The organism is Nonomuraea sp. NPDC004580, from assembly GCF_040609855.1.
Lineage (GTDB): Bacteria > Actinomycetota > Actinomycetes > Streptosporangiales > Streptosporangiaceae > Nonomuraea > Nonomuraea salmonea.
Genome location: NZ_JBEXLH010000017.1, coordinates 51,556 through 70,830 on the forward strand (window position 1 = coordinate 51,556; position 19,275 = coordinate 70,830).

A 19,275-nucleotide genomic window follows, 5' to 3' on the forward strand; every position below is an offset into this window, starting at 1 on the left:
ACACTCCTCAGGTGATCTTCAACATGTAGGCGGCGGTGGTCGGCGGCACGGGCGGCAGGTCGGCGCGCAGCGCGTCGGGGGCGAGCCGCCAGGAGACGGGGCCGTGCCCCAGCAGCTCGACCCGCTGCGGGCGGCGGCGCAGCAGGCCCGCGGCGGTGCCCAGGCTCGTGATGACCGCGGTCCTGTCCTTCGGCCAGGCGAGCAGCGTGGCGTAGACGGTCTCGCCGCGCCGGGTGAAGCGGATGTCGCCGGGGCCGTAGGCGCGGTCGGCCTCGTTGTAGCCCTCGTAGCCCTTGGTCTCGCCCATCCCGGTCGAGCCCTCGGCGGCGCGCACCCAGGGCGTGGTGCCGTACACGCCCTCGCCGCACACCCGCAGCCACCCGCCCACCCCGGCCAGCAGCTCGCGGGCCCGCTCGTCCACCGTGCCGTCGGCGCGTTGCGGCACGTTCAGCAGCAGGCAGCCGTTCTTGCTCACCACGTCGATCAGGGTGTGGATGACCTGGTGCGCGCTCTTGCGCGGGTGGAACATCGGGTCGTCGTCCGCGCAGTCGAACCACTCGCCGTCGCTGGTGTCGAACTGCCACGGGTACGGCTGCGCGGTGTCGAGCTGGCGGCGCTCGCTGTCGAGCACCACGGCCGTGCGGTCGGCGTCCGGCACGTCCTTGATCGTGACGATGCCGCCGGTCGGGCACGTGTCGTAGTAGTGGGCCAGCAGCTCCAGGCCCGCCGCGCTGACCGGCTCCGACTCCACCACGCTGCCCTCGTCGAACGGCAGCCGCCCGTCGTCCAGGTAGACCAGGTCGGGGCGGTAGCGGTCGAGCGCCTCGCGGACGCGGGCGTAGAAGCGCTCCGCCACCCTCGCCGGCGGCCGGGCGCCCGGCTCGTGCCGCTCCGGGTAGAGCCGCGCCGGGTCGAGGCCCTCCCACCAGGTGCCGGCGCCGTCGGCGGCGGTCAGCCCCCCGTCGTACGGCTCGCCGGTCTCCGGGTCCTCGCCGTGGGCCACGTCGAGCCAGCGCCATGTCCAGTTCTGGTGAAAGCTCATGCCGAACGGCAGGCCGGCCGCCCGCGCGGCGCGCTCCCAGGCGCCCACGATGTCGCGGCGGGGGCCGACGCGGGTGGCGTTCCAGCCGTGCAGCTTCGAGTCCCACAGGTCGAAGTTGTCGCAGTGGGTGGCCAGCGCCACGAAGTAGCGGGCGCCGCTCGTCACGTAGAGGTCGATCAGCTCGTCGGGGTCGAAGCGCTCGGCCCGCCAGCGGGGGAACAGGTCCTTCGCGCCGCCCCCGCCGAAGTGGGCGCGATGGTGTTCGTGCTGCCTGGTGGCCCTCTTGCGTTCCCAGGGCTCTGACCAGGGCTGCATGCCGTAGAGGTGGCGGGCGTACCAGTCGCCTGAGCGGCCTGCCGACTGCGGGCCCCAGTGCGACCAGATGCCGAACTTCGCCTCGCTGAACCACTCGGGGATCCGGTGGGTGCGCAACGACTCCCAGTCAGGTCTGAATCGGGTCATCTCACCACTCGCACGTCGAAGGGCGCCAGGCGCAGGGGGCCGGGCGGCAGCGGTTCGCGGGAGCCGGTGACCTCGGTCGCCTGGGCGGTGAGGGTCACGGTGCTCGCGCGATCGGACCAGTTGTGGACGAACCACAGGCGCTCGCCCCGGACGTTGACCGCCGACCGGACGGTGACCCGCGGCTCGCCCGCCACCACCAGCGGCTTCGCGCCGAGGCCCGCGCCCGCCCGGCCCCCAACCGCGCTCGCCCGGCCTCCAGCCGCGTCCGTCCGGCTCAGGCCCGCGCTCGCCTGGCGGAACAGCTCGGCGGTCATGGCGCGGCCCGGGAGGGTGCCGACGTAGGTGACGGTGCCGGCGCCGACGCGGTTGCGGGTGATGGCGGGCCAGCGGCCGTAGTGGTGGTGGTCGTAGCGGGCCAGCACCTCGGCGCCCTCGGGCTCCAGCGCGTCCGCCCAGTGCCTGGCCACGTCCTGGACGCCGAGCCCGTGCAGGGGAAGCGGGTCCAGCAGCGTGGCGAACTCCAGGTACCGCACGCCGGCCGGCTCACGCAGCGGGCCGGGCGCGATCTCGGTACGGGCCCGCGCCTCCTCGTCGGCGTACCCGGTGAGGAACGTCAGGATGAGGTGGCCGCCGCCCTCGACGTACGAGGTCAGGGCCTCGGCGACGGCGTCGGGCAGGCAGTGGAAGGCGGGCGCCACGACGATGGGCAAACGATTGACCAATGCGGGTGGGACGAAGGCGGCTTGCAGGCCCGCGTCCGAGGCGCCCCGGTAGAACGTGGCCACGATCCGCTCGTAGGCGTCCTTGTCCGGGTTGCGCCCGTCCAGCGTGAGCGGCGGCTGGAAGGACAGCGCCCACTTGCTCTCGTGCGAGTAGAGGAACCCGACGTCGGCGTCCGGCGTCAGCCCCGCCACGTCGCCGGCCGCCCGCTCCAGCTCCGCGCCGAGCGCCGCGACCTCGCGGTAGACCCGGCCCGGCTCCAGCGCGTGGCCGAGGATGCCGCCCCAGTGCGTCTCCGCGCCGTACGGCAACGTGTGCCAGTGCCAGTACGAGATCATCTCCGCCCCGCGCGCCACCAGGGCCCACGCCGCCTGGCGGAGCTGCCCGTCGTACGGGGTGAGGTTGAGCTGGGAGCCGGCGATCGACGTGGCGTTCGTCTCGGTCACCCAGAAGCGGCGGCCCTGGGAGGCGTACATGCGGTCGGCCGCCTGGAACAGGCCCTCCGGGGTGGTGCTGAACCAGGTGACCTCGATCGGCGCGTCACCGGGGTCCAGGACGAGGTGGTCCTGGGGCAGGTAGTAGGCGTTTCCGCTGGTCACCGTCAGGTGTTCGGAGAGCTGGACGTCGTGCAGCGCCGGCCGCTGGTAGGCCAGGCACGTGGTCAGCTCGCGGTCCTCCGGCACCAGCTCGCGCACCAGGCCCGCCTGCCAGGCGATGAACGCGGTGGTCAGCTCGGCCTGGAAGCGCCGCCAGGCCAGGTCGTAGGAGGGGGTGGTGTTGCCGGCGGGCGGCCACAGCTCGTCCCAGTCGCCGATCCGGTGCGACCAGTACGTCAGGCCCCACTCCTCGTTGAGCCGGTCGGCGTCGCCGTACCGGTCGGCCAGCCACGCCTTGAACCGCTCGAACACCGGCTCGTTGTGGATCAGGTGCAGGCCGGGCTCGTTGTCGAGCTGGACGCCGAGCACGGCGGGATGGCCGCCGTGGTGGCCGATGACCTGGCGGATGACGCGTTCGGCGTACCGCAGGAAGGTGGGGGAGGTGAAGTCGATCTCCTGGCGCGCGCCCCACGGCACGCGGCGGCCGTCGGCGCGCTCGATCGCCAGCTCGGGGTGCTTGCGCTGCAACCACGGCGGGATGGCGTAGGTGGGGGTGCCGAGCAGCACCTTCATGCCGTGCTCGTGCGCGCCGTCGAGGACGGGCGTCAGCCAGTCGAGGTCGAAGACACCGTCGCGCGGCTCCCAGGTGGACCAGACGGACTCGCCGACGCGGATCGTGTCGATCTTCGCCTGGGCCATGAGATCGAGGTCGCGCCGCAGATCGGGGGCCCGCTGGTACTCCCAGTAGTACGCGGTGCCGAGGCGGACGTGGGTCGGACTCTTCGGGGGTGAAGGCGTCATGGAGTTACCCAATGATCTTAAAACGATTTACCAGATAGTATATTTATTCATGCCATTATGTCAATGCATAGAAGGTCTGGTGTCGTCGGGGCTGGGCTACTAGGGTTAAAACGTTTTGTCTCACCCCTCCGGAGGGACGTACGTGATCGCCGACTTCGACGCCGACTTCCACGCCGACTTCCACGCTGACTTCCCTGGGGACTTCCACGGGGACCCAGGACCAGGCACCGGAAGGCGGGCGCCCCGGGCGGACTTCGTCTCCGACGCCCCCAGGCTCTCACTGAACGGGCAATGGCGCTTCCTGCTCTCCGGCACCGCCGCGGGCACCGGCACCGGCCTCCCCGACCCCGCCCTGGACGACAGCGGCTGGGAGCGCATCACGGTGCCGTCGCACTGGGTGCTGGAAGGCCATGGCCGGCCCCTCTACACCAACACCGCCTACCCGTTCCCGATCGACCCGCCGTACCTGCCGGACGACAACCCCACCGGCGACTACCGCCTGCGCTTCGACCTGCCCGCCGGCTGGCCGGCGGCGCGGGACGTGCTGCGCTTCCAGGGCGTCGACTCCTGCGGCACGGTCTGGCTGAACGGCGAGCTGCTCGGCCACTCCAAGGGCAGCAGGCTGCCGTTCGAGTTCGACGTCACCGGGCGGCTGCGCGAGCGCGGCAACGTGCTGGCCGTCCGCGTGCACCGCTGGTCGTCCGGCAGCTACCTCGAAGACCAGGACATGTGGTGGCTGCCCGGCATCTTCCGCGACGTCGAGCTGCTGTCACGGCCCGAAGGCGGCATCGACGACTTCACCGTGCACGCCTCCTACCGCGACGGCGCCGGCACCCTGCTCGTCACCGCCGACGCCCCAGGACTGGTCGAGCTGCCCGCGCTCGGCCTCGCCATCCCCACCGGCGAACAGGTCACCGTCCCCGGCGTGCGCCCGTGGAGCGCCGAGGACCCCCACCTCTACCGCGGCACGCTCACCGCCGTGGGCGAGACCATCGACCTCGCCGTCGGTTTCAGGACCGTCGAGATCGCCGGCGGGCGGCTGCTCGTCAACGGCAGGCCCATCCTCATGCGCGGCGTCAACCGGCACGAACACGACCCCGACCGCGGCCGCTCGCTCGACCGTGCCACCATGATCCGCGACATCGAGCTGATGAAGCGGCACAACGTCAACGCCGTCCGCACCTCCCACTACCCGCCGCACCCCGAGTTCCTGCGGCTGTGCGACGAGTACGGCCTGTGGGTCGTGGACGAGTGCGACATCGAGACGCACGGCTTCATCTACGCCGGCTGGGAGGGCAACCCGCCCGCCGAGCCCATGTGGCGCGACGCCCTGCTCGACCGGGCCCGTCGCATGGTCGAGCGCGACAAGAACCACCCCAGCGTCATCATCTGGTCGCTGGGCAACGAGAGCGGCAGCGGCGCCGCGTTCGGCGACATCGAGGAGTGGATCCGCGAGCGCGACCCCACCAGGCCGCTGCACTACGAGCGCGACCCCTCCTACCGGCACTCCGACTTCTACAGCCTCATGTATCCGGCCCAGGACACCCTGGAGCGCATCGGGCAGCGCGAGGAGGAGACGCCCGCCGGCGTCGAGCCTGGCTCACCGGACGACGTGCGGCGGCGCGAGCTGCCGTTCCTGCTCTGCGAGTACGCGCACGCCATGGGCAACGGGCCCGGGTCGCTGGTGGACTACCAGCGGATCCTGGAGTCGTACGAGCGGTTCTGCGGCGCGTTCGTGTGGGAGTGGATCGACCACGGACTGGCGGGGCGCGACGCGCTCGGCCGCCGCTACTACCGGCACGGCGGCGACATCGACGCCAGCCCCAACGGCGAGCGCTTCTGCCTCGACGGCCTGCTCTTCCCCGACCGCACGCCGTCCCCTGGCTTGCTGGAGCTGAGCAAGGCCATCGAGCCGGTGGCGATGGAGGTCGCCGGCGGCGAGCTGGTCGTCACCAGCAAGTACGACTTCGCCGCGCTCGATCACCTGGCCTTCCGATGGTTCGTCGAGAGCGACGGGGTGCGCGGCGCTTCCGGGACGCTTTCCGTGCCGCACTGCCCGGCCCGCTCGTCCGTACGGGTCCCGCTGCCTTCGGCCGAGGCCGGCGGGGAGGGCGAGACCTGGCTCACGGTGGAGGCGGTCCTGGCCGAGGCGAACAGGTGGGCACCGGCCGGCCACGTGATCGCCTTCACCCAGACCCACCTGGGCACCACCACCCGCCGGCGCCCTGCCCCTGCCCCCGCCCCTGCCCCCGCCGCGCCGCCGGCTGTCGGCGGGCGCGCGGGGGAGGTGCGGTTGGGGGCGGCGGTGTTCGACGGCAGGACCGGCCGCCTGGCCCGGCTCGGCGACGTCGAGCTGGACGGACCCGTCCTCGACGTGTGGCGCGCCCCCATCGAGAACGACCACGGCCTGGGCGGCGCCAACGCGCTGGCCGCCGACTGGGAGGCCGTCGGCATCGACAGGTTCCTGCACCGCACCGCCGCCTTGGAACGCCCTGACGAACGCACCCTGGTCGTCCGAGGCCGCAGCGGCCCCGCCACCCGCACCCTGGGCTTCCGCACCACGTACACGTACCGGCTGCACGACGACGGCACCCTCCACCTGCGGATCGACGCCGACCCCGTGGGCGACTGGGACGACACCGCCTACGGCCACCTGACGGTGACGCCGCCCCGCATGGGCACGAGGTTCGCGCTGCCCGGCGGCTACACCGATGTCACCTGGTTCGGGCTGGGGCCCGGCGAGTCGTACGCCGACAGCCGCGCCGCCGCCCGCGTCGGCCGGTTCCGCAGCTCCATCGACGCGCTGCAGACCCCGTACGTCGTCCCCCAGGAGAACGGCAACCACGTCGGGACCCGCTGGCTGGAGGTGTCCGGCGACGGCCTGCCCACCCTGCGCGTGGACGGCGAGCCGCACGTCGACTTCACCGCCCGCCGCTGGACCGGCGAGGCACTGCGGGCCGCCCGCCACCCGCACGACCTCACCGACTCCGGTCGCGTGTGGCTCAACCTCGACCACGGCCAGCAGGGCATCGGCAGCGCGTCGTGCGGGCCCGCGCTGCCCGAGCGGTACCGGCTCAAGGTCCGCCCCTACACCTGGTCGATGACGCTGGCCGCGGTGCGCCCCTGAGAGGAATGACATGACGTTCGACTTCCGTCCGTGGCTCTACTGGGACCACGCCACCGACGACGACCGCCGCGCCCAGGAGGCCCACGTCGCCGGGCTGCGCTCGGAGATCGGGCTGGAGGCGGCGGGCAAGGTGTACATCTCGCCGCTGGCCGCCGTGCACACCGAACGGCTGCGCATGGGCGACTTCTGCTACCTCGCCGCGCACGCGTACGTCACCGGCGACGTCTCCATGGGCCGCGACTGCACCGTCAACCCGTACGCCGTCGTCCGTGGCACGATCTCGCTGGGTGACGCCGTACGGATCGGCGCCCACACCTCCTTGCTCGGCTTCAACCACGGCACCGCGCCGGACCGTGAGGTCTTCCGCCAGCCCATCACCAGCGAGGGCATCCGCATCGGCGACGACGTGTGGATCGGCTCGAACGTCGTCATCCTCGACGGCGTCACGATCGGCGACCACGCCGTCATCGGCGCCGGCTCGGTCGTCACCAAGGACGTACCGGCCTGGGCCATGGTCGCCGGCAACCCGGCCCGCGCGATCCGCGACCGCCGCACCCCCCGCGACCGGCAACCGCGCCCTGTCGCGCCGAGCGACCGGCAGGGACGGTCCGCCGGGCCGCGTGACCTGGAAGGACGGCTGGTCGCGTTCGCTGAGCGGGCCAGGGAGCAGGCGCACGACGTGCTGGCCCGCTGCTGGACCGGCGAGCGCTACGTGGACCGCCCCGGCGCCGAGCCCACCGTGCGGGCCTGGGCCGACGCCGTCGAGATCGCCGACCTGCTGCTCGGCGGCCCGCCACCCACCCCCGCCCGCGACGAGATCATCGCCTTCCTCCGCGACCGCCAGGACCCCGCCACCGGCCTCGTCCCGGAAATCGGCGCCCCCGGCTCCCCAGAGGCGGTCACCAGCGGGACGGGGCCCGTGGGCGGGGGCGATCTGGAGCTTGAGGGCATCACCGCGTACCACATCCTGTCCGTGGGCTACGCGCTCGACCTGCTCGGCACCCGCTTCCGCCACCCGATCAGAGCCATCTCCGAGCTGCCGCCCGCCGACCTCATCGCGCTGCTCGACGGCCTCGACTGGGCGCGCGGCGCCTGGACGGCCGGCTCGGTCGTGGACGCCGTCGGCACCGGCCTCCACCGCAACCTCACCGACTTCGGGCTGACCGGCCCCCAACTGGAGACCCTGTACGGCTGGCTGCTCACCCGGTGCAGGCCGACGCACGGGATGTGGGGCGAGCCCGACTCCGGCGCGGGCCGGCTGCACGTGGTCAACGGCTTCTACCGGCTCACGCGCGGGACGTACGCGCAGTTCGGGCTGCCGCTGCCGTACCCCGAAAGGGCCGTGGACACCGTGCTCGCCCACGCTCGCGACCCCCGCTACTTCGGCCCTGACACCGGCAACGCCTGCAACGTCCTCGACGTCATCCACCCGCTCTGGCTGACCGGCCGCCAGACGGGCCACCGGCGCGCGGAGGGCGAGTCCTGGGCCAGGGACCACCTGAACCGTGCCTTGGGCGGCTGGCAGGACGGCGCCGGCCTCAGCTTCGCCCTCACCACCGGCACCGGCCCCACCCGCACCCCCGGCCTGCAAGGCACGGAGATGTGGCTCGCCATCATCTGGCTGCTCGCCGACCACCTCGGACTCTCCGACACCCTCGGCTACCGCCCCCGGGGCGTCCACCGCCCAGAACCCGCCACGACCTACCCGACGTAACGGCTCCGGGACATGCCGGCCCCGCCCGGCCCCGCCCGGCCCCGGCCGGCGCGGGGCTGCGTCGCGGGTCAGGAGGGGCGCAGGGCGCGGAGGTCCACTGCGGTGGCCATGGCGCGGTGGCCGGCTGTGCTGGGGTGGAGGTGGTCGCCGCTGTCATAGGCCGGCAGGAGGCGGGTCGGGTGGGCGGGGTCGCGGAGCACGGCGTCGAAGTCGGCCAGAGGGCCGAAGCCGGTCCGGGCGTCGCACGCGGTCAAGGCGCCGAAGCCGGTCAGGGGGCTGGAGCGGGGCGGGGCGTCGGGGTCGGTCAGGAGGCTGGAGCGGGGCGGGGCGTCGGGGTCGGCCGGGGCGTTGGACATGTGGCTTCGGCGGAGGAAGGTGTTCACCTCCTGACGGACCTGTTCTCTGGCCGGTGTGTGGTATTCCGCGCCCTCGAACGGGGTGAGCGTTCCGATGACCAGGTGCACTCCGGCGGCGCGGGCCGCTGCCGCCATGCGTTGGTAGGCGGCGATGAGGTGCTCTGCTCGCGCCCCCGCGCCGACGTCGTTGATGCCGGCCTGGACGATCACCGTGGTGATGCCGGGCTTGGGCAGGACCTCCGCGGTCAGGCGGGTCTCTGCTGGGCGGCCGGTTCCTGCCCTGAGAACCTTTCCGCCTGAGATGCCCTCGTTCACGATGGCGAGTCCCAGGAAGTCGGGCCACGCTTGTCCGGTCTCCGAGCCGACCCCGACCGTGATCGAGTCGCCCAGCGCGGCGACAACCCCCGCCGGCGCCGCGGGGACGACGGTCAGGGCCTCCAGCCAGTGCCAGACCGTCGCCCCCTCGATGAAGGCGTCCCCGCGCTCGTTTCCGGCATGGTCACCGGGCACCGACCGGTAGCAGGGCGCCCCCGGTCCACGTCCGTCCAGGGGCAGCATGGCGCGGTTGCGGCCGGTCAGGGTGCCGCTGGGGCCGCGTAGGTACAGGCTGACGGCGAGCAGGTGCCCGGCGCGTACCGAGCCGGGGAGTGGGTCGCTGACGGCTGTCGTTCCGGGTGCCAGGGTGACCTCGGGGGTGCCGGCGAAGGTCGCCCTGCGGTTCGAGCCCGCCTCAAGGGCCGGTCCGCTGCTCGGGACGCCGACGCGGACGTGGCCGAAGCGCAGCGGGTGGGTGCCGTAGGCGTTGGTGAGGTGGAGGCGCAGGTCGGTTCCGCTCACGGCGGGGCGGACGATGTTGCGGATCGTGATCTCGTGCAGGTCTCCGGCGAGGATCTCGGCGGCGGCCGACCAGGCCGTCACCATGTCCATTCGGTGGTGGGCCGGTTCAGGTCGTACGGGCGGCGTGGGGCGGTCGGGTGGACCTTGCGGGCGCTGTACATGGGGCGGGCCGTGCCCTCGGGGCTGATGCCGGTCACGTCGTCGCCCCGCCACCGCACCTGGTACTCGCGTCCCGCCGCCACCTCCGTGCTGGTCCGCTCGGGGACGGGGAACGTGACGGTGACGCGTTCGCCCCGGCGCGGGGCGGGGATCGACAGGTAGCCGTCGGGGGCCCAGGCTCCGGTGCGGGTGCCGTCGAAGTCGCCGGCGGGGCGTGTGACGCGGACCTTGGCGTAGCCGGCCCAGTCGGGGATGCGGACGCGCAGCTCGCGCAGGTCCTCGTGCACGTCCAGGTCCACCCGGCCCTCGTGGGGCAGGTGGCTGAGCACGGTGACCTGGCGGGTGGCCCGGTTGAGCAGCAGGTTGACGCGGGTGACCCGGTCGTCGGCGGCGACGACGTTGTTCCAGCCCCAGAACAGCCCGCGCACCCCGGAGCCCACGCAGCACGCCTGTACGTCGGCGGTGTGCCCGCGGCCCAGCTCGACGTCGCAGACGAAGTCGTTGGGCGCGCCGTACCCGGCGAAGGCGCCGAGGACGCGCTCGCCCACCCGTACGTGCGTCGTCCAGCCGGGCTCGTCACCCGAGGCGTCGGGCGCGGACTCGACCCAGCTCAGGTCGAGCAACTGCGACTCCACCAGGTGGTTGCGCAGGAACCGCTCGACGACGCCCCAATAAGCGGTGTGCCCGGCGCGGGCCAGCGTGGCGCCGAGGCCGATGAGGTCCACCAGGGAGCAGCTCTCGTGCTCGTAGCGCTGGTCGGCCAGGTCGCCCGGTGTCCAGCCGAACGCGGTGGCCTGCCCGAGCGCCCAGTCGTACGAGCGGCGCACGAACGCGGTCAGCTCGTGGTCGGAGGTGTGCAGGGCGTACCGGGCGAGTCCTTCGAGGGTGCCGAGCCGGGTGTGGAAGTGCCCGCTGCGGTACGCGCGGGCCGGGTTGAAGCTGCCGTCCTCGTGGTAGACGCCGCTCTTGTCGACGATCAGCCGCGCGAACCACCCGCACAGCTCAAGGGCCTCCTCGTTGCCGGTGGCCTGGTGGTAGCGCAGCAGCGGCATGATGAGCCGGCCGCTGAACGAGGCGGGGTCGGGCGCGAGGTGCAGCGCGATCGCGTTGGGCGATGGCCAGCCGTCCGGCGTGTACTCCGAGGCCGGGTAGAACCAGACGTCCCGCTCCTTGACGGCGATGCGCTTGAGCGCGGCCACGTGCCCGTCGGCCAGCCTCCTGACCTCGGGGTCGCCGTCGGACAGGTAGGAGGTGGTCAGCGAGAGCAGCACGGCCCGCTGGTCGATGAGGTTGGCGTGGGCGGGCCAGCCGGCCTCGGGGCGGGCCTGGCGGTAGCTGAGCCCGTCGGGGCCGAAGAAGCCGGCCAGCCGACGCCGGTAACCGTCCTCGACCTCCCGCCACGTGTCCTTGCCCGTCATGTGCCTGGCCAGCACGCACGCGTCGAGCAGCCGCCCGTGGCTGGAGCCCCAGTCCCAGTCGCCGTGCCGCAGCACCGCGGGGCGGGCCAGCAGGTCGGCGCTGAAGTACGGGATGCCGTCCATGCCGGTGTCCGGCAGCCCGGCCACGGCGTTCATCGCCAGCTCGGCCCGCTCTTCGAGCACGACCGTGTCGGGTATCTCAGCCATCGTTCCCCTTATAAATATTCACTACCGCATAAATCTTGCTCTCCAGCCTCCGCCGCCTCTCCTGTGGCGTCAAGGTGAGCATAGATATTCGTATCTTGTTGGATATATAAACCGTGAGGCAGGATGTCCGCATGAGCGATGATTCGGTGGTACGACCCCGCCCGGAAGCCGCCGTGACCCTGCGACCCGCGCCCGGCATGCGGATCGAAGGCGGTTTCTGGGTAGCACGGCAGCGGGTCAACCGCGAGGTCACCATTCCCCTGGGCGGCGTGCGCATCCGCGAATCCGGCGCCTTCGCCAATCTCGAACAGGCCGCACGCGGCGGCGGGCAGCATCACGGCAAGGTCTTCGCCGACTCCGACGTCTACAAGTGGCTCGAAGCCCTCGCCTGGGAGCGCGGCAGGGCCGAGTCGGCCGAGCTGGCGGGCGCGTACGAGGAGGCGTCCGCACTCGTCGCCGCCGCCCAGGCCCCCGACGGCTACCTGCACACCCACACCCAGCTCACCGGCCGCCCGCGCTACAGCGACATGGCGTCCAGCCACGAGCTCTACTGCGCGGGCCACCTCATGCAGGCCGCCGTCGCCGGCCGCCGCGCCATCGGCGACGAGCGCCTGCTCGGCGTCGCGGGCCGGGTCGCCGACCACCTCGTCAAGGACCTGCCGCCCGACGCGCTCGACGGGCATCCGCAGATCGAGACCGCGCTGGCCGAGCTCTACCGCGAGACCGGCGTGCGCGCCTACCTCGACCTGGCCGCCCGCATGATCGACGGCAGGGGGCACGAGACGCTGCCGCTCAAGGGGCACCACGGGCCCGGCATCCGCCAGGACCGCGTCCCGCTGCGCGCCGCCACCACCGTCGAGGGGCACGCCGTCCGGGCGATGTACCTCGCCGCGGGCGCCGCCGACGTCGCCGCCGAGACCGGCGACCGCGAGCTGCTCGCCGCGCTCGCGACGCAGTGGCGTGACATGGTGGCGACCAAGACGTACCTGACCGGCGGGCTCGGCTCCGTCTGGTACGGCGAGCAGTTCGGCGGCCCCCACGAGCTGACCCCGGAGACCGCGTACTGCGAGACGTGCGCCGCCGTCGGCAGCGTCCAGTGGGCGTACCGGATGCTCCTCGCCACCGGCGAGTCCGCCTACGCCGACCTCATGGAACGCACCCTCTACAACGCCGTCCTCCCCGGCGTCTCGCTCTCCGGCGACCGCTTCTTCTACGTCAACGCGCTGCGCGTGCGCGCGGGGGCGAACCCCGACGACCGCCGCGCCGCCGCCCGCGGCCGCCAGGACTGGTACGGCACCGCCTGCTGCCCGCCCAACGTCATGCGCCTGCTGTCCTCGCTCGACCGCTACCTCGCCACCCGCGACGACGGCGGCGTCCAGCTCCACCTGTACGCCCCTGGCACGCTCAGGGCCGGCGACGTGGTGCTGCGGGTCGAGACCGGCTACCCGTGGGACGGCCGGGTGGAGATCACCGTGGCCGAGGCACCGGACACCCCGTGGACGCTCGCCGCCCGCATCCCGTCGTGGGCCGACGGCGCCAGCGTGGACGGCCTGTCGGGCACCGGGCTCCCCGCGCGGCCCGGCTCCTACTACCGCGCCCGCCGCGTCTGGCGGCCCGGCGACCGCATCGTGCTCGACCTCGCCATCCGCCCCCGCCTGACCGCCGCCGTGCCCCGGCTCGACGTGGCCCGCGGCCAGGTCGCGGTGGAACGCGGGCCGCTCGTCTACTGCCTGGAGCAGGCCGACCACCCGGGCGCCGGCGTGGACGACCTGTGCCTGGAGGGCGGGCTGTCCGACGGGCTGTCCGATGGGGGCCCGATCACCGGCCTGCCCGCCGAGGTGGTGCCGGTCCACGCGCGCGGCCGGGCCCACGTGCACGGGAAGGAGGACGGCGGCTACCCCTACCGCACCGCCGCCGCGCCTCTTGAGCCCGAGCACGTGGGCCCGGTCGACCTGACCTTCGTCCCCTACTACGCCTGGGCCAACCGCACCCCGGGCGCCATGACGATCTGGACGCCGATGCACTGACCACCGGGTGAGACTCTCTAGGGGGTCTCACCCACGGTCACTCCGGTCACCGACAGCCCCTCGACGTCGCTCACCACGTCCGCCCGCAGCACCCGCGCGAACGAGCTGTCCCTGATCGTGATGTCGCGCAGCGGCTGCTCGGGATAGCCGCGCAGCAGGTACGCGCTGCGCGTCCTGTCGCTGCGCAGCCCCGACACCCGCACGTTGCGGATCGGGGGCGGGTCGTCGCCGTTGTGCCCGTCGCCGTGGTAGAGGTCGATGGAGACGGCCTCCTTGGTCAGCTCGCTGATCGTGACGTCCTTGACGAAGACGTTCTCCACGAAGCCGCCGCGCACCGAGTTCGTCTTGACGTACAGGCCGAAGTACAGCCCGGGGCCGCCCCAGCGGCAGCGGCGCACGAACACGTTGCGGACGCCGCCGGTCGTGTCGGTGCCGATGGCGACGGAGCCGTACCGGTAGCGCATGTCGCAGTCCTCGATCAGCACGTTCTCGCACGGCACCCCGACCCGGCGCCCGTCGGGGCCCCGGCCCGCCTTGATGGCGATGCAGTCGTCGCCGACGTCGAACACGCAGCCGGAGATGACGACGTCGCGGCACGACTCGGGGTCGCAGCCGTCGTTGTTGGGGCCGCGCGAGTGGATCGTCACGTTCCTGACCAGCACGTTCTCGCAGCGCACCGGGTGGATCTCCCACATGGGGGAGCGCACGACGCGCACGCCCTCGACGAGCACGTTGCGGCACAGGTACGGCTGGATCATGTTCGGCCGCAGGTAGTGCCCGGCCCCGAAGACCCGCTCCTCGACGGGCACGCCGCCGGCCGCCATGCGCTGCAGCGCCGCCCAGTCCTCGGTCTCCTCCGGCGTGCCGGGCCGCCAGCCGAACTCCGGCGTGCCCACCCACGGCCACCAGTGCTCGGGCCCCGCCGAGCCGTCGAGCGTGCCGCGGCCGGTGATCGCGATGTTCTCCTGGCCGTAGGCGTAGATGAAGGGGGAGTAGTTGTAGCACTCGACGGCCGAGAAGCGGGTGTGGACGGCCGGCAGGTAGTCGGCGGGGTCGGTGGAGAAAAGGATCACCGCCCCCTCCTCGACGTGCAGGTCCACGTTGCTGAGCAGGTGGATGGCACCCGTCGGGTACGTCCCGGGCGGCACCCGCACGTGGCCGCCGCCCGCCTCGTGGCAGGCGCCGATCGCCGCGCGGAACGCCTCCGTCCAGGTGTCACCGCTCTGGTACGCGGTCACGTCGAACCATCGGTCGGGGAACTCCGGCGGGCGCACCCGCTCGCGCAGCTCGTCGGCGTACCGCCAGGCGTCCGCCTCGCTCTGGAACTCGCTCGGGAACTCGCTCATGCCACCTTCCTCATGCGCAGCGCGTGATAGAGCGGCAGCGCGATCACCCAGGACGGGTTCCACGTGTTCGCCTCGCCCGTACGCTGCCAGTTGGTCTGGAAGAACCCCTCACCCTGCTCGCCCGGCGTGGCGAACCCCCAGTCGCCGGGCTTCCTGCAGACGCCCTGGCCCATGGCGTGCAGGATCCGCACCGCCCGCTCGGCGTAGCGCGGCCGGCCGGTCGTCCTGCCGAACTCCAGCAGCTCCGACGTCGGGAAGAACACGTCGAGGTGGTGGTTCTGCACACTCACCGCCGGCCAGCCGGCCGCCTTGAACCCGCGCCTGGCGAACGTGCTGTCCGCGGCGAACTCGGGCGACCACGCGTACACGAACGTCAGCAGCCAGTCGGCCGCCGCCTCCGCCCACTCCGCGTGGCGCGCGTCGCCGGTGAGCCGGTGCAGCTCGTACGCCGCCAGGAAGAAGTACATCCCGGCCTCCTTGTCCTCGCCGGAGGCGTCAAGGGTGGCGTGCGCGAACGGCCGCTCGTACGTCGCCGCGTGCACCCGGTGGTAGCAGGCCAGCACCTCCTCGGCGCGCAGCAGCCACATCCGCTCCCCGCTCAGCCGGTACGCCCCCAGCATCGCCGGCACGCAGGTCACTCCCGCCGCGCTGACCAGGTCGGAGACCGGGGTGCCGAGCGGGCTCCAGCCGACCGGGACGACCCCTTCAGGCAGCCTGGTGTGCCAGAACACCGCGGCGGCGTCCGTCACCGTCTCCACCCACGACCGCGGCACCTCCAGTCCGGCCTCCTCGAACAGCAGCGCCAGCGCGGCCAGATCGGTGATCGTCTCGCCGTGGGCCCTGCTGGAGACGAACTCGCCCCAGCCGTCCCTGGCGAACATCTCCCACCGGCCGTCGTCCACCAGGTAGCGGGCGGCGTGCAGGCCGCGCACCGGCGTCCTGCTGCCGTCCACGTAGAAGCCGGCGGCGCGGCGGGCCCGCTCGACGCGCTCGGGCTCGCCGTCCTCGATGCCGAGCATGGCGTCGCACAGGGCCAGCTTCATGCACTGGCCGGTCCACCCGTACAGGTAGGAGCGCGGGCGGCCGTGGCGCACGCCCTCGTAGGCGAGGTAGCCGTCGCCGTTCCAGCGGGCGTCCATCGCGTTGGTCTTGAGCCGGACGATCTCGGACGCGGTCAGCGGGGCGGCGCCCTCGTCCCGGTAGAGGGGGGTGTGCACGAGCGTTCTGAAGCCGAAGCCGCGCGGCTCGACCTCGCCCCAGTCGAGGCTGTGCCAGGTGGTGATCGCCGCGCCGGGGGCGAGGTCGCGGTAGCCGAGCGGGCGCTCCTCCGTCGTGGCCTTGCTGACGTAGCAGACGTCGGGACGGCCGTTGAACGCGATCACGCCCGTCATCGCCGTCACCGCCGGGCCCGGCGCGCGGACCACGCCGAGTGATCCGTACGCGACCGTGCCGTCCCTCTCGTCCCTGACCGGCTCAGGGTGGGCGAACAGGCTGACGTAGCGGCCGTCCCATGCGGCGTTGACGGCCGGGACGGGCAGGCGGTGCTCCTCGCACACGAAGCCGACGTGCGGGACCTCGCGGCTCGGGTCCGACGACGGGTTGTCGTTGTAGAGCACGCCCGGCATGGTCAGGTGGACGTCCTCGGCCGGCAGCGGGAGCAGCAGGCCCGCCGCCACGTCGGTGAGGTGGCGGCCGGTCTCGTTGTGCCAGGCGGTGCGCAGCTCCAGCAGCCCCTCGCGCCCGAAGCCCAGCTCAAGCCGGACGCTCAGCTCCCCGGCCCGCGCCGTCACCACGATCCCGCCCCCGGGATCGGGCGGCCGGACCCGCACGGTGGCCGGATCGGCGCCCTGGAACCGCCAGGGCCGCCCGGCCGAGGCGGTGAACAGGACGTGCAGCGGCACCTGGAGGTGCGGCGCCCGAGCGCCGCTGCGCGTCAATCGCAACTGTGCCGGGGCCCCGCCGCCCGCGGCGCCGGAGCCCCCGGCGCCGCTCACGACCTCGACCAGCTTTCCTCCGGGGCCGGTGAGGCAGGCAAGCGGTGGGGTTTCCTGCTCGCGCCGCTGGGGGACGGCGTGGGGGGCGGTCATGGGACGCGGCGCAGGCGGATGGCCTGTCCGACCGTGCCGGGCAGCGGCACCGTGACCACCGGCCCCTTCATGACGCCGAGCGGCGTCACCGTCATCTCCCACGTGTCGATCACCTCGGCCTCGTACCGCCCGTCCGGCACGTCGAACGACCGCTCGGGGAACCGGTGCTCGCCGCAGAACTCCAGGTAGAACTCCCCGGTCAGCTCCAGCATCGGCGCGTCCCTGTCGCGGTAGGCGGCCTCGCCGGGGATGGCGGCGAGCACCTGGCGCAGCAGCGCGAGCCTGGGCACCGCGGCCCCGGTCAGCGTCCCGCCGTCCTGCGACCAGGTCAGCCCGTCGTCCCCGGCGTACGCCTCCCCGTGCGTGACGGGCCGCCGCCGTACGACGCCGTCCCACGCCTGGGTCACCACCTCCTCGGGGGTGAGGCTGAGCCACGGGTCGCCGGCGTCGCCCTCGTACCCGCACATGTCCATCCGCACCGGCTTGTGATGGTGGCGGGTGGCCACCCAGGCGTCGCGCGGGCTGCGCGCCCGTACGCTGCCGTGCGTCCAGATCCGCCGCCACAGCAGCGGCGAGCCCGCCTCGGCCGTGATGGACAGCGGATGGCGCAGCGGGTCCTCCTCGGCGACGAGGCCGCCCAGCGCCACCCAGTCGTGCTCGTCGAAGGCGGGGAACGCGGCGGGGTCGTCGGTGAGCGACCACCACACGTTCCGGTGCGCGGCCAGCCGGGGCACCACCTCGCTCAGGTAGCGGGCGGCGGCCTGCGCGTCCTCCACCCCCTCGCCCGGCCGCAGCAGCACCAGCTCGGCCGTCACGCCGATCGCGGCCAGCTCCTCCACCCGCTCCTCCAGCGCGTCGAGCGAGCAGCGGGAGGCCAGCGCCGCCATCCGCACCCGGTCGAACGGCGACGACCGCAGCGCCGCCAGCGTCCGCGCGCGCCGCCGCTCGTCGTGCAGGTGCCAGCCGAGCGCGGTCGTCGCCAAGCCCTTGTCGATCATAAACTCACCCTCGTCATCCGCAGCGCCAGGTACGGCCGGCCCGGCAGCGCGACCCGCGCCCGCCCCTTGTGCTCCCCGTCCACCGGGGTGATCGTCATGGCCCAGGTGTCGATCAGCTCCACCCGGTACGCGCCGTCGTCCGGCAGCTCGACCGTCACGTGCGCCTGCTGCCGCCGCCCCAGGTACCGCAGGAACGACCCGGCGGCGCCGTCCTCCACGACGCGCCGCAGGAACGCGATCCGCTCCGGGCTCTCGCCGAACAGCCCGCCGCCGTTGCTGATCCACGCGCGCGGCTGGTGGCCCATCAGCGACTCGCCGTGCCCGACGTACCCGCCCCGCGCCACGCCCTCCCAGAAGCGGTCCAGCAGCTCCTGCGCGGTCACGTTGCCCCAGCGCTTGCCCAGGTCGCCCTCGTAGGAGATCTCGTCGATCACCACCGGCTTGGGGCACGCGCGCAGCCAGGCGTCGGTGGGGGTGGCGTCCCAGTGCTGGATGCTCTGGTGCGTCACCCACGGCTTGGTGAAGTCGTACAGGGAGGCGACCTCGTACATGCGGGTGCCGTTGTGGATCGAGCGCAGATGCTCGTACGGATCGAGCCGCACGATCGTGCGCAGGATGTCGTCCCAGTCCTCGACGGTCTTGGCCTTGTTGAAGTCGTACTCGTTGGCCGCCGACCACCACACGTTGCGGAAGGCCGCCAGGCGGGCGATGACGTACCGCAGGTAGGCGTGGTCGGCCTCGCGGCCCATGTCCTCGATGCCGCGCACGCCCCCGTCGTACGGGTGGAACAGGATGACGTCGGCCTCGACGCCGAGGTCCCGCAGGTCCCGTACGCGGGACTCCAGGTGGCGGAAGAAGGCGGGGTCGTAGCGCGTGAAGTCGAGCCCGTCCGGGTCGGTGCCGGCGAACGGCACCAGCGGCGGCCGCATCGGCCCGGTCGGCAGCACGCACATGCGCAGCTTGTTGAACGGCGAGCCGGCCAGCGTCCGCAGCGTGCGCTGCTCGCGCTCCTCGTCCAGGTCGTGCGTCCAGTGGTAGGCGGTGGTGCCGAACGGCAGGTACGGCGTGCCGTCGGCGTACACGAAGCCGGTGCCGGAGGCCCGCACCGGGCCATGGTTGCCCTCGGACGCGGGCGACACCTCGAAGGTGCCCCCATGGCCGTCCAGTTCGGTCACGTTACTGACGGTGGTGTAGCTCCACGAGCCTGCCGCGTCCGGCATGAACCGGACGCGGTAGACGCCGTCACCGTCGTAGAAGCCGTCGGCTTCGACGACGCGGTGACGGAAGCTGAACCGGGCCGACAGGCGAACCTCCGTGAAGGGGTTGCCGCCGGACGGCCCGGACAGCTCGATCTCGTGGACGCCCCAGCGTTCCACGG

11 protein-coding genes are annotated in these 19,275 nt (G+C 73.0%); 3 read left to right on the forward strand and 8 right to left on the reverse strand.

The window, feature by feature from the left end:
* Positions 1–7: 7 nt before the first annotated feature.
* Complete coding sequence (locus ABZW11_RS19715; RefSeq protein ID WP_355418957.1) at positions 8–1,504, reverse strand: alpha-L-fucosidase; 1,497 nt, start codon at positions 1,502–1,504, stop codon at positions 8–10.
* The gene (locus ABZW11_RS19720; RefSeq protein ID WP_355418959.1) at positions 1,501–3,621 is read right to left on the reverse strand and encodes a beta-galactosidase; all 2,121 of its coding nucleotides are present in this window, start codon (positions 3,619–3,621) and stop codon (positions 1,501–1,503) included. The genes ABZW11_RS19715 and ABZW11_RS19720 overlap by 4 nt, the downstream gene beginning before the upstream one ends.
* Positions 3,622–3,763: 142 nt before the next feature.
* On the opposite strand from ABZW11_RS19720, the gene ABZW11_RS19725 reads away from it, so the two are divergent.
* Both ABZW11_RS19725 and ABZW11_RS19730 read left to right on the forward strand, forming a co-directional pair.
* Positions 3,764–6,748, forward strand: coding sequence for a glycoside hydrolase family 2 TIM barrel-domain containing protein (locus tag ABZW11_RS19725; protein WP_355418961.1), 2,985 nt, complete (start codon positions 3,764–3,766; stop codon positions 6,746–6,748).
* A gap of 10 nt (positions 6,749–6,758) precedes the next feature.
* A complete protein-coding gene (locus tag ABZW11_RS19730) occupies positions 6,759–8,462 on the forward strand; it encodes an acyltransferase (RefSeq protein WP_355418963.1) in 1,704 nt (567 codons plus the stop codon).
* A gap of 68 nt (positions 8,463–8,530) precedes the next feature.
* Here the strand turns inward: ABZW11_RS19730 and ABZW11_RS19735 are convergent, their stop codons facing one another.
* The gene (locus tag ABZW11_RS19735) at positions 8,531–9,739 is read right to left on the reverse strand and encodes a GDSL-type esterase/lipase family protein (RefSeq protein WP_355418965.1); all 1,209 of its coding nucleotides are present in this window, start codon (positions 9,737–9,739) and stop codon (positions 8,531–8,533) included.
* Entirely contained in the window at positions 9,733–11,439 is a 1,707-nt protein-coding gene (locus tag ABZW11_RS19740; protein WP_355418966.1) for a hypothetical protein, read from the reverse strand. Before ABZW11_RS19740 ends, ABZW11_RS19735 begins: the two co-directional genes overlap by 7 nt.
* 173 nt (positions 11,440–11,612) lie before the next feature.
* Between ABZW11_RS19740 and ABZW11_RS19745 the strand changes: the two genes are divergently transcribed.
* On the forward strand, positions 11,613–13,466 hold the full coding sequence (locus ABZW11_RS19745; protein ID WP_355418968.1) for a beta-L-arabinofuranosidase domain-containing protein: 1,854 nt from the start codon (positions 11,613–11,615) through the stop codon (positions 13,464–13,466).
* Positions 13,467–13,483: 17 nt separating this feature from the next.
* Here the strand turns inward: ABZW11_RS19745 and ABZW11_RS19750 are convergent, their stop codons facing one another.
* The 4 genes from ABZW11_RS19750 to ABZW11_RS19765 are packed head-to-tail and all read right to left on the reverse strand — an operon-like array spanning position 13,484 to position 19,273.
* Complete coding sequence (locus ABZW11_RS19750; RefSeq protein ID WP_355418970.1) at positions 13,484–14,812, reverse strand: glycoside hydrolase family 28 protein; 1,329 nt, start codon at positions 14,810–14,812, stop codon at positions 13,484–13,486.
* Complete coding sequence (locus tag ABZW11_RS19755; RefSeq protein ID WP_355418972.1) at positions 14,809–16,899, reverse strand: hypothetical protein; 2,091 nt, start codon at positions 16,897–16,899, stop codon at positions 14,809–14,811. The genes ABZW11_RS19750 and ABZW11_RS19755 overlap by 4 nt, the downstream gene beginning before the upstream one ends.
* Complete coding sequence (locus tag ABZW11_RS19760) at positions 16,896–17,897, reverse strand: DUF5605 domain-containing protein (protein ID WP_355418974.1); 1,002 nt, start codon at positions 17,895–17,897, stop codon at positions 16,896–16,898. Before ABZW11_RS19760 ends, ABZW11_RS19755 begins: the two co-directional genes overlap by 4 nt.
* The gene (locus ABZW11_RS19765; protein ID WP_355418976.1) at positions 17,894–19,273 is read right to left on the reverse strand and encodes a DUF5060 domain-containing protein; all 1,380 of its coding nucleotides are present in this window, start codon (positions 19,271–19,273) and stop codon (positions 17,894–17,896) included. Before ABZW11_RS19765 ends, ABZW11_RS19760 begins: the two co-directional genes overlap by 4 nt.
* Positions 19,274–19,275 lie beyond the last annotated feature (2 nt).

Excerpts from the sequence above, each read along its gene's own strand:
- ABZW11_RS19715 (WP_355418957.1), bottom strand. The coding sequence starts at position 1,504 with ATGACCCGATTCAGACCTGACTGGGAGTCGTTGCGCACCCACCGGATC.
- ABZW11_RS19720 (WP_355418959.1), bottom strand. The coding sequence starts at position 3,621 with ATGACGCCTTCACCCCCGAAGAGTCCGACCCACGTCCGCCTCGGCACC.
- ABZW11_RS19730 (WP_355418963.1), top strand. The coding sequence starts at position 6,759 with ATGACGTTCGACTTCCGTCCGTGGCTCTACTGGGACCACGCCACCGAC.
- ABZW11_RS19735 (WP_355418965.1), bottom strand. The coding sequence starts at position 9,739 with ATGGTGACGGCCTGGTCGGCCGCCGCCGAGATCCTCGCCGGAGACCTG.
- ABZW11_RS19740 (WP_355418966.1), bottom strand. The coding sequence starts at position 11,439 with ATGGCTGAGATACCCGACACGGTCGTGCTCGAAGAGCGGGCCGAGCTG.
- ABZW11_RS19750 (WP_355418970.1), bottom strand. The coding sequence starts at position 14,812 with ATGAGCGAGTTCCCGAGCGAGTTCCAGAGCGAGGCGGACGCCTGGCGG.
- ABZW11_RS19755 (WP_355418972.1), bottom strand. The coding sequence starts at position 16,899 with ATGACCGCCCCCCACGCCGTCCCCCAGCGGCGCGAGCAGGAAACCCCA.
- ABZW11_RS19760 (WP_355418974.1), bottom strand. The coding sequence starts at position 17,897 with ATGATCGACAAGGGCTTGGCGACGACCGCGCTCGGCTGGCACCTGCAC.